7 protein-coding genes and 1 pseudogene are annotated in these 9,507 nt (G+C 66.9%); 6 read left to right on the top strand and 2 right to left on the bottom strand.

Features of this window, described 5'->3' with window-relative positions; translation table 11 throughout:
• Window positions 1–113: 113 nt before the first annotated feature.
• Both IH26_RS0151705 and IH26_RS0151700 read left to right on the top strand, forming a co-directional pair.
• Window positions 114–446: pseudogene (locus IH26_RS0151705) on the top strand (VOC family protein); the annotation flags it as partial.
• 336 nt (window positions 447–782) lie between these two features.
• Window positions 783–2,105 (top strand): hypothetical protein, encoded by a 1,323-nt coding sequence (locus tag IH26_RS0151700; RefSeq protein WP_051810084.1) that lies wholly within the window; start codon window positions 783–785, stop codon window positions 2,103–2,105.
• Window positions 2,106–2,256: 151 nt separating this feature from the next.
• On the opposite strand, the gene IH26_RS0151695 is transcribed toward IH26_RS0151700, so the two are convergent.
• The gene (locus IH26_RS0151695; RefSeq protein ID WP_211268937.1) at window positions 2,257–2,961 is read right to left on the bottom strand and encodes a hypothetical protein; all 705 of its coding nucleotides are present in this window, start codon (window positions 2,959–2,961) and stop codon (window positions 2,257–2,259) included.
• A 1,027-nt stretch (window positions 2,962–3,988) separates the two neighbouring features.
• Here IH26_RS0151695 and IH26_RS0151690 point away from each other — a divergent pair.
• Window positions 3,989–4,759: a hypothetical protein gene (locus IH26_RS0151690; RefSeq protein WP_157437884.1), complete on the top strand. Its 771-nt coding sequence runs from the start codon at window positions 3,989–3,991 to the stop codon at window positions 4,757–4,759.
• Between the two features lie 38 nt (window positions 4,760–4,797).
• Window positions 4,798–5,364: an SMI1/KNR4 family protein gene (locus IH26_RS0151685; RefSeq protein WP_030443678.1), complete on the top strand. Its 567-nt coding sequence runs from the start codon at window positions 4,798–4,800 to the stop codon at window positions 5,362–5,364.
• Between the two features lie 155 nt (window positions 5,365–5,519).
• Here IH26_RS0151685 and recD2 read toward each other — a convergent pair whose 3' ends face one another.
• Entirely contained in the window at window positions 5,520–7,730 is a 2,211-nt protein-coding gene (gene recD2, locus IH26_RS0151680; RefSeq protein ID WP_030443677.1) for an SF1B family DNA helicase RecD2, read from the bottom strand.
• 249 nt (window positions 7,731–7,979) lie between these two features.
• Here recD2 and IH26_RS0151675 point away from each other — a divergent pair, with 249 nt between their 5' ends.
• Together IH26_RS0151675 and IH26_RS0151670 are read left to right on the top strand one after the other, a co-directional pair.
• A complete protein-coding gene (locus tag IH26_RS0151675; protein ID WP_030443676.1) occupies window positions 7,980–8,690 on the top strand; it encodes a helix-turn-helix domain-containing protein in 711 nt (236 codons plus the stop codon).
• An 86-nt stretch (window positions 8,691–8,776) separates the two neighbouring features.
• Window positions 8,777–9,472 carry an ERCC4 domain-containing protein gene (locus tag IH26_RS0151670; protein WP_211268936.1) on the top strand — a complete coding sequence of 232 codons (696 nt, stop codon included), beginning with the start codon at window positions 8,777–8,779 and terminating at the stop codon, window positions 9,470–9,472.
• Window positions 9,473–9,507: the final 35 nt, after the last annotated feature.

Genomic DNA, 9,507 nt, shown 5'->3' with positions numbered 1-9,507 from the left:
TGATGATGGCCAGGGTGGTACGAGCGGAGTGACGGGAGACTGTCACGCTCCGTTCCGTGGGAGCCCGGAGGTGAAATCCCTCCGGGCGACCCGACCCTGGCGACGACCCGGAGCTACTTGCGGCGTTCTGGTGCTCGGTGCTTGGCTACAGCGCCTTTGCGCGGGATAACACCGGGGTGGCCATTCGGGGAGCGACGGTCAGCCCGGACATTTTGTTCGTCCGGGTGCCGGAGGCGAAGAGCGTGAAGAACCGGCTGCATTTCGACGTGTGCCCTACCGACCGGGACCAGGAGGAGGAACTGGCACGGTTGCTCGCCCTGGGAGCGAAACGGTCGAGCATCGTCGGCAGCGGTAGCTGGGTGGTGTTGGAGGATCCTGAAGGCAACGAGTTCTGCCTGATGTCCAAGCAGATCGCCGCGGAGCCCGCACCGTTCCACGAGGCGTAGTGGGCTACAACAAACGCATCTCGGCGCTGCCCGGCGCTGCCCGTGGGCATCCGGTCGACGACTGAGCGTGACGACATGCGTCCCGCTCCCGCGCCTGGGCGCGGCAAATCCAGACGCTGCGGCGGTCATTGTCCGGGTCGTGCGATATCTATTTGCCAGGAATTTGTCATATGTCCAATGGGCGACACGGTGCATAGATGCGAGGCCGCGCGCGCCCCGCTCGGACGCGCTTTCGATCGGCGTTCACCCTTCGCCGTGAGAGCGCGGAAACGAGGTGTCAGAGGACGCACGGAGTCGTATTCTGTGCGGCTGGCCTCCTCCGTAGAAGGGCACCCGATGGCGATCAAGACGCTCGATGAGCTTCGTCAGGCAGATGAGCGCACCCTTCACTTCACCCCGATGGGGTTGGGTTTGGGCGTACAGATGCGTCCGGACGACGCAGCCGAGTACCAGCAGAAAGTCGTCGCCCAGTTCGACCTCGATCCGATCGTTGCTGAGGGCACCCGCCAGAGCTTCGAGCACCTCCGCACGATCTACGCCTACGGGGTGCTGTGCTATGAGATCTACACCCTCGTGCGCGACCAGGCGCTACTGGTGATCGAGCAAGCGCTTCGGGACCGGTTCGTCGACTTCCACAAGGGCGCTGTGACATTCGTCGACAACACGAACAGCAACCATCGGGTACCTGTGTCGCGGTACGAGGACGTGCAGGAATTCCTGACCTCTCACCGGCAGCGGGGTTGGGGCTGGCGCCTTCGACTTCCCAACGGCGACGTGATGGCGTTCGCGGGCGGGATGCTCGGCGATCTACGGACCTGGGCGCGAAAGGTTGGACTGCTGCGCGGTCAGCGTAACCGGGGCATCGAGAGGGCACTGTCGAACCTACGAAACTTCGTCGCGCACCCCACGAACTACCACCTCGGCGGCCCGGTCGAAACGGCAGGAACAATGCGGGATCTAGCCGAGATCATTAACCAGCTCTGGGGTGTCCCCACCCCGGGCGGCCGTTTGTACCCGGCGCCGCAGCGCCGCGAGGTCACCGTAATGACCTGGCCCACCGACGGCAAGGAATGGTACGCGGCGGTCGCCGCCGAGGCCTTCACCGATTTCGTCGATCCCGACGACCGACGGTGGGAATGTGTGATCCTCCGCGCCGTATTCCGGCCCGGCGACCACGGCAGCGACCCGGAACTTAGCCACTACGACTCCCGGGCAGAAGTGACGCGTTACCCGACCGAATTGTTGTGGGGGCCCGGGTCCGTTACCGACGCCGCTGCCTGGTTCAGCCAAAACCTTCCCGAGCCCGACGAGTGCGACTACCTTGACCGAATCTTTCTGGTGCGGCGCGACGGGGCAAACCTCTACTTGCCGACACGACCCGAGGTGGCAGCCGCCCTTCCCGATCAAGACCGCACCGGCACCTGGTACACCGTCAAGGCCGACCACCCCAATGACGCCTACCACCACGTCCGCAATCGCGTCGCCGGCACCGGCTGCCAAGGCGACGGGGAGTGCCGGGAATGCCATGCCGAAAGCCTGGGCTCCGGCCCGCTTCACACCGCCCTCGTTCACGCTGGGTTCCATGCAGATCTCGTTCCGACCCTGCCCAATGACGTCACGTTGCCATGGTCGCACCCCCGATTCCAGCAGATCACCTGACGACTTGCTGCGATTCGCCCGAGTTCTGGGGGCAGGCGCTGAACGAGATGGATGACAAGGTCGCCGACATATCCGGATCGCGGCAGATCAATGCACCCGATCTCGCCCTCATACCAGCGGGGAGTCTGCGTTTGTGATGCACCGGATGCCGCTATTCGGATGCCCGGATGACGAAGGTGGCCACGGTCGGCCCGAACCAGCAGTAAAGGGCTTGAGAATTTGCCCGAGCGTTCGCCGCCAGACTCAATCGCGTCAGCCTATTGCGGGTGCTTACCACCGTCGGCGGCCATTCACCCATGGCCAGCCACGCCCGATCAAAGAGCGACCATTGCGCCCCGGATCTGCTGAACTCGCTGTCACCGGCGGCCTGGTCCTGGTCAGCGAGGCGCACCAGAAGCTCGTTCGCGTCCACCATGGCCTCGAGAAACTCATCAGCGCACCGGTACAGAGCGCCAGCGCCCGAGCGCCCTACCAAGATCAGAGCATCGTCGGGGGAACGACCCGTCAACACCGAGTACAGGGCCGCAGTCTGCCGCGGGGTCTCACCCCGACCCTGGCTCAGCGCCGAACACAAGGCCTCAGCGCTGCCACCGACCGGCACGCACGGTCCGGTCGCCACGTCCATCTCGTCGAGGCGCTGAGTGGGCACAGTGAACACGACAACTGTGAGGTCACGGTCGAGAGCCGGCCGCCCTGACGGGCGCGCAGCGGTCGCACGCCGGTCCCACAACCGCCGCCACGTCACGGTGCCTCCATCTCTTGCCGCGCTGATCAGCCACCACTGACTCCAGCGCTCCCATGCGACGCCGGTGTGCAAGCCGCCAGCCTGCAGGATGTCACCAGGCTGATACAACACCCGTGGCTGGTCCGGCGTCGGGTGCGTTTCTTTTGGAGTGAGCTACGAGCCGGTGATCATGAAGGCCGGTCCGCGTCTCCGCTGGTCGTCGTCGCAAGCGGCGTTCATCGATGGCCCCAAGGGGGCGCCGCTGCCGCTGGCGCTCTATCGCGGCTGGCCAGGGACTTCCCGGTGATCTCCCTCAGAAAGAAACACACCCTCCGGCGTCGAACCTGCTCGCCGGCCCAGGGATGCCTGCAACCGCAGGCGACCCAACAGCCAGACAGGTCCGACGGGTCATGTCCATCTGCACAGATCCGTCGACGGCAGCTCGGCCCGTTGCCAGGTCGCCGGGGCCGGCTCCTGCCAGCTGTACGCGGCCACAACGGGTTCGCCGGCGGTGCTACGCCGCGGCGCCCGCTGACGGATCCACAGTGCCCGTCCGGGCTGGCTGGGGTCCGCCCATAAGTGACTAACTCGAGGCGCGCCCGATCGGCGGCGAATCCGGACGGCAGTCAAGGTACGCTACGACGAATGGCGGCGAAGTTCTGCCCGTACGGGCGAGAAAGTAGGGCGTCGCCTTCAGTCCATGAGCTGTAAGTTCACCGCCATGGGATTCCTGTCGCGCCTATTTGTTCCGCGCAAGGTCCGTCGCGCGCTCCACCCGGTCCGCTCCGCCAAGAGGGTGGCCCGCAAGGCAGTCGTCCCGAAGACGGTACGCAGGGCAACCTACGCTGCATCGCAGCTCACCAACCCGGTCAGTGCGGTCAAATACCACGGCATCGAACGACCTCTTACCACGGCGCTTCGTGGGGGCTCAAGGAAGCAGCCCGCCGCTTCTGGGCTGGTGTATCGACACGGCAACTGCGCCGTGAAACACCGTAGCCCTGAAGCGGCCAATCGCTGCCGCAACCGCTGACCGTTCTCGTCGGTCCCTCAAAGCGGACAGTTCACCGATCTGCGCCAAACAACCAGCGCTACCGCACTCTGTCGGCGGCAATTCCAGATGCACCTCGAGTGCGCGTGCCTCGAATGAAAAGATGCCGCCGTGACCTTCCCGATCGCACCCTGGCAACGACCGGCGTTCCGTTCCACTGGCAGTGCCGCGGCCATCACTTTGATCGCGTTCGCCGACCAGAGCGCCCTCGCGGCTCCCCCTGAACTTCGGATCCGCGACGCTGTTCCGCGGAATGCCCCGATCTCCGCGCTGGACCTCCGAGTGCATCAGTACGCCGAAAGCCCCGCCTGGATCGACAGCTGGCGCACCGGCGCCCTGCGCAACCTCGCCCTCGCGCAACTCGACGACGTGAAGCGTCTGGACGCCGCGTCCTGCTGCTACTCGATCACCGTCACCGCCGAGGACCCGCCCGACCTGACACATCTGCAACTGGCTTGGGCGGCCGCGTCAGCGATCGCCGCAGCGGGCGCATTCGCCATCCTCGACGCATACGCCGCCCACTGGCTTCCCGGCTCAACCGTGGCGACGCAGCCGCCCCACCGGCCGTTCGCGATCCAAGAGCAGATCAGCCTGATCGCGGAGACCGAGCCTACGCCCGGCTTCGGCCACCCGGTACACACCCGCGGAATGATCAAGTTCGGCCGCCCGGACCTCGTCGCCGGCGTGGCCGCACACCGCATCCAAGAAACCGGGCGGATCCTCAATCACCTGGCCGGCTTGCTCGCCGGCGGTGATGTCCTCGCGCCCGGCCACAAGCTCAGATTCGACGGACGCCGCCTCACGGTCACGCCGTACGTACCCGACGCCAACACGCCCGAGCTGAATCTCAACAACGACGCCTTACTACTTGTCGACGGGTGACACGGCGTCCAGTGAGGGAGAAGGGTTAGGGTCAGAACGTGACCAACGACCGTGTCCGTGAGTTGGTGGCAGCGGTCGCTGACGGTGTGACGGCTACCGCGGAACAGTTGCAGGGTTTGACGGAGGCCGAGATCGAGGAGGTTGAGCGCGATCAGTCGGCGCCGCTCGCCCGAAGCTATCGGCAGTTCCTCGAGTTGGTCGGGCGCGGTGCTGGGCGCTTCCTGCGGGGCAGTGACGTGTTCTACCCATCGGTCCTGGGTTTGGGCGATGCCGCTCGTGCCTTGTTGGAGGAGAACCAGGTCAAGTTCGTCTTGACGAACGAGGATCGGGTGATCCTGATGCATCAGGGCTACCAGTTCGACTTCCTACGGGGCGCCGGGCCTGATCCTGAGGTCTGGTCCTTCTGCGAGGGCACGGCGGTCGAGGTGCCGACCGTAAGCTTTCCGCGCTTCACCGAGTGGTTGGCAGCTCAGGTGAAGGAGCAGACGCAGGCTTGGGGCCGACTCGTCCCGTGGTATGAGGCCGAGAAGGCCAAGCCAGCGGGACAAAGAGGAGTATTTTTCGGTCGGTTGAACCCCGACGGTAGCGTCACGGAACATTTCTAGGATTCCGTCGAAGGCCGCACGGCCAGTTGCATGATCGAAGCCCTGACAAATAGCTATTCTTACGTTTCCTACTGTTGTAATTGAACGCACTATCATCGGCATGTCCGGAAGTCGCTGGCGACGGATGGTTGGCCACCGAGCGTGATGCCTTGCGTTCAGGTGGTGAGGCGGTGGGTGAGGGCGGTGTGGCGGCGGCCGGCGCTGACGGTGCGGATGGCGGCGGCGAGGGCGCGGCGGGAGCCGACGAGGACGACGAGTTTCTTGGCGCGGGTGATGGCGGTGTAGAGCAGGTTGCGTTGCAGCATCATCCAGGCGCTGGTGGTGATCGGGATGACGACGGCGGGGTATTCGGAGCCTTGGGAGCGGTGGATGGTCATCGCGTAGGCGTGGGAAAGCTCGTCGAGTTCGTCGAAGTCGTAGTCGATGGATTCGTCCTCGTCGGTGCGTACGGTCAGGGTTTGCTCGTCGGGGTCGAGGGCGGTGACCACGCCGATGGTGCCGTTGAAGACCCCGGCCTGGCCTTTGTCGTAGTTGTTGCGGATCTGGGTGACCTTGTCGCCGATGCGGAACACTCGCCCGCCGGCGCGCCGTTCGGGCAGCCCTTCCCGGGCCGGGGTGAGTTGCTGCTGCAGCAGTGTGTTCAGGGCGCCCGCGCCGGCCGGGCCGCGGTGCATCGGGGCGAGGACCTGCACGTCTCGGCGGGGGTCGAGGCCGAACTTGCGGGCGATGCGGGTGCAGGCGACCTCGACGGTCAGCGTCGCGGCGGCTTCGGTGTCCTCGCACGGGAACAGGAAGAAGTCGCTCATGCCGGCTAGCTGCGGTGGGCGGCCGGCGTTGATCCGGTGGGCGTTGGTGACCACGCCGGAGTCGGCGGCCTGCCGGAACACCTGGGTCAGCCGGACCCGGGGCACGGTGTCCGCGGCGAGCAGGTCTCGCAGTACCTCGCCGGCGCCGACCGAGGGAAGCTGGTCGACGTCACCGACCAGCAGCAGGTGCGCGCCGGGCGGGACCGCCTTGACCAGTTTGTTGGCCAGGATCAGATCGAGCATCGATGCCTCGTCGACGACCAGCAGGTCCACGTCGAGAGGGTTGTCCCGGTCGTAAGACGCGTCGCCGCCTGGTTGCAGCTTGAGCAGGCGATGGACGGTCGCGGCGGGTTGCCCGGTCAGCTCGGCGAGGCGCTTCGCGGCCCGCCCGGTCGGCGCGACCAGCAGAATCTTAGCCATCTTGGCGGCGGCGAGTTCGACGATCGAGCGGACCGTGAAGCTCTTGCCGCAGCCCGGCCCGCCGGTCAAAACCGCGACCTTCGCGGTAAGTGCGAGCCGTACCGCCTGTTCCTGCTCGGGCGCCAGGTCGGTGCCGGTGCGCCCCTTGAGCCAGGTCAGGGCTTTGGCCCAGTCGACGCCGGCGAAGGCGGGCATCCGGTCGGCGCGTTCGCGTAGCAGCGTCAGCAGCGCGTTGGCCAGCGACATCTCGGCCCGGTGGAACGGGACCAGGTAGATCGCCGCGATCGGCCCGTCCAGGCCCGGCAACATCTCGCGGACGACCCCCTCTTCGGTGACCAGGTCATCCAGACAGCCGGCCGCCAGTCCGCCCGGGACGTCCAGGATCTTCGTGGCCTCGGCGACAAGCTGATCGGCGGGTAGATAACAGTGGCCGCTGTCGGTGGCCTGCGACAAGGTGTACTGCAGGCCGGCTTTCACCCGTTCGGGGCTGTCGTGCGGGATCCCGACCGCCTGCGCGATCGCATCCGCGGTCTTGAACCCGATGCCCCACACGTCGGCGGCCAGCCGGTACGGTTCGGTTTTGACCACGTCGATCGACTTCTCGGCGTATTTCTTGTAGATCCGCACCGCGATCGACGTGGACACCCCGACACCCTGCAGGAAGACCATCACCTCCTTGATCGCTTTCTGCTCCACCCAGGCCGCGGTGATCTTCGCCGTGCGTTTCGGGCCGAGCCCCGGCACCTCGACCAGCCGGCCGGGCTCTTCCTCGATGACCCGCAGTGTGTCCACGTCGAAATGCTCGACGATGCGTTCGGCGAACACCGGCCCGATCCCCTTGATCAGCCCGGAGCCGAGGTAGCGGCGGATGCCCTGGATCGTTGCGGGCAGCACGGTGGTGTAGGAGAGGACCTCGAACTGGCGGCCGTATTGCGGATGCGACGACCACCAGCCCCGCATCCGCAGGCTCTCACCCGGCTGCGCCCCGAGCAGCGACCCGACCACCGTCGTGAGGTCGGAACCCCGGCCGGTTGCCACCCGAGCCACCGTATAGCCGGTCTCCTCGTTCACGAACGTCAACCGCTCCAGCACCGCCTCCAACACCTGCGGCGCCGGCCGGGACACCACACCCGCCGACATCCGCCCATTCTGCCCACCACCGCCGTCGGTGCCCGCGCGGGACCTGCATGGTGCGGCACCCGGCTCGCGCCAGGTTCCGAGGCTGTCAATCGCGGACGTGCACAAGGCAGAGTGCGTCCGGGCTCTCCACGAACGGCGTACACGGTCGTCCGGGTCCGCAGACCGTCACCAGGTGAAACCGGCCCCGCACCGGCCGGCGGCGCGATACCGACGTCTTCGCCCGGGCAAGCCCCCGGGCATGATGGGCCGGTGACCGACGACGTCCTGGCCCAGATCCTCGCCCTGCGGGAATCCGGTAGCACACCCAAGCAGATCGCCAAGACGCTCGGGCTGCGTCCCGCGGTCGTCGGCCCGCTGATCCGCCAGGCCGCCCAGGCCCAGCAGAGCGGCGTCGACCCGGCCGAGCGGACCCTACTGGGGTGCTGGATCAGTCCCGGGTGGAGCGCCGGTCTCGGCCTCGACGACGCCCCGCAGTGGGCGGCAGCCGATCCGATCGGCGCCACCGATCCCGACACCGGCGGCCTCGCGAAGATCCTGATCGTCCGACAGGAACGGGCCAGCCGGGTCACGATCTGCGGCTACCTGGTCGACGTGTACTGCCTGGGCGTCAAGGACACCACCGGTCCGCTACCCATGGGCTCGGGTTCCGTCGACGCCTGCCGCCACGACTTCTTCCAAGCCTTCACCGCTCCGGCGGTGCCCGCACCGCTGGACCTGGCCCAGCATCTGATCCACGGCGCCGTGGCCTACGCCCGAGGTCTCGGCTTCGAACCGGCAGCCAACTTCGCCCTGACCGCCCCGTACCTCGGAGTGCCGCCCGGACCCACCGCGATCCGGTTCGGCCGCGACGGCACACCGTTCTACATCTCCGGCCCGTACGACAACCCCCGCACCGTCCTGGCCACCCTGGAAGCCACCGCCGGCCCCGGCAACTACCACTACCTCACCCACCTGCAGTAACCATTGTTCCCCCGAATCCGCTACCGGTGATCGCGACAGACTCATCGCGCGTACCGCGTTCTCCGGGGAGGAGCACGGGAATCGACATGCCGGGTGGCGTAGTCCGGGTGCACCGGTTGTATGTGGTCGACACTGGTGGGGTGCAGCAGTTGCTGATTGCGAACAACCCGGATCCGGATTCCCGGCTGCCTTATCTGCTGCGGGTTCCGTTGGGCGGCGGGCTGGTGTTCCGGACCGCGGGGACCTGGCCGCGGACCACCGCGTTGTACTGCTACCCGGTGCCCGACAGCCAGTGGCCGGCCGTACCGCAGATCGTGGAGCAGGTGCCCGTACGGTCCTGTGTCCGCCGGGGCGCGGCAATCGATCTGGTCCTGGACCGGGCGCGGGAGAACCGGTCGCAGCTGGTGTTCACCACCGCCCGCGGCCGCGAGGCCGTGTTCTGGCAATCGGCGCGCACCCGCAAACAGGCGAGGCCGGGCGTGCGGACCCCGACCGCGCGGGCAGCCGGGATCACCGAGCTTCAGATCGTGGTCGACTCCCACGAGCAGTACCCCTACCGGTTCACCAACCAGCAGGTCCGCACCATGCGCCGGGCGTTGCCGTGCGGGGACTACGGACTGATCACCGGCGGCCGGCTGGTCGCGGCAGTCGAACGCAAATCCATGACGGACCTGGTGACCAGCCTGACCAGCGGCAAACTGCGCTACGCGCTCGCCGACCTGGTGTTGAACGACGTCCTGCATGACGACGGTGGTGCCGGGTGGCGACGTTCCCGGCGATGATGAGCTTGAGGGCTGTCTGCGGGTGGCCCTTTGTT

This window comes from Actinoplanes subtropicus (genome assembly GCF_000721705.1).
In the GTDB taxonomy this organism is placed as follows: domain Bacteria; phylum Actinomycetota; class Actinomycetes; order Mycobacteriales; family Micromonosporaceae; genus Actinoplanes; species Actinoplanes subtropicus.
Note: the sequence above shows the minus strand (reverse complement) of the source record. Positions and strands in the feature narration are given on the sequence as shown.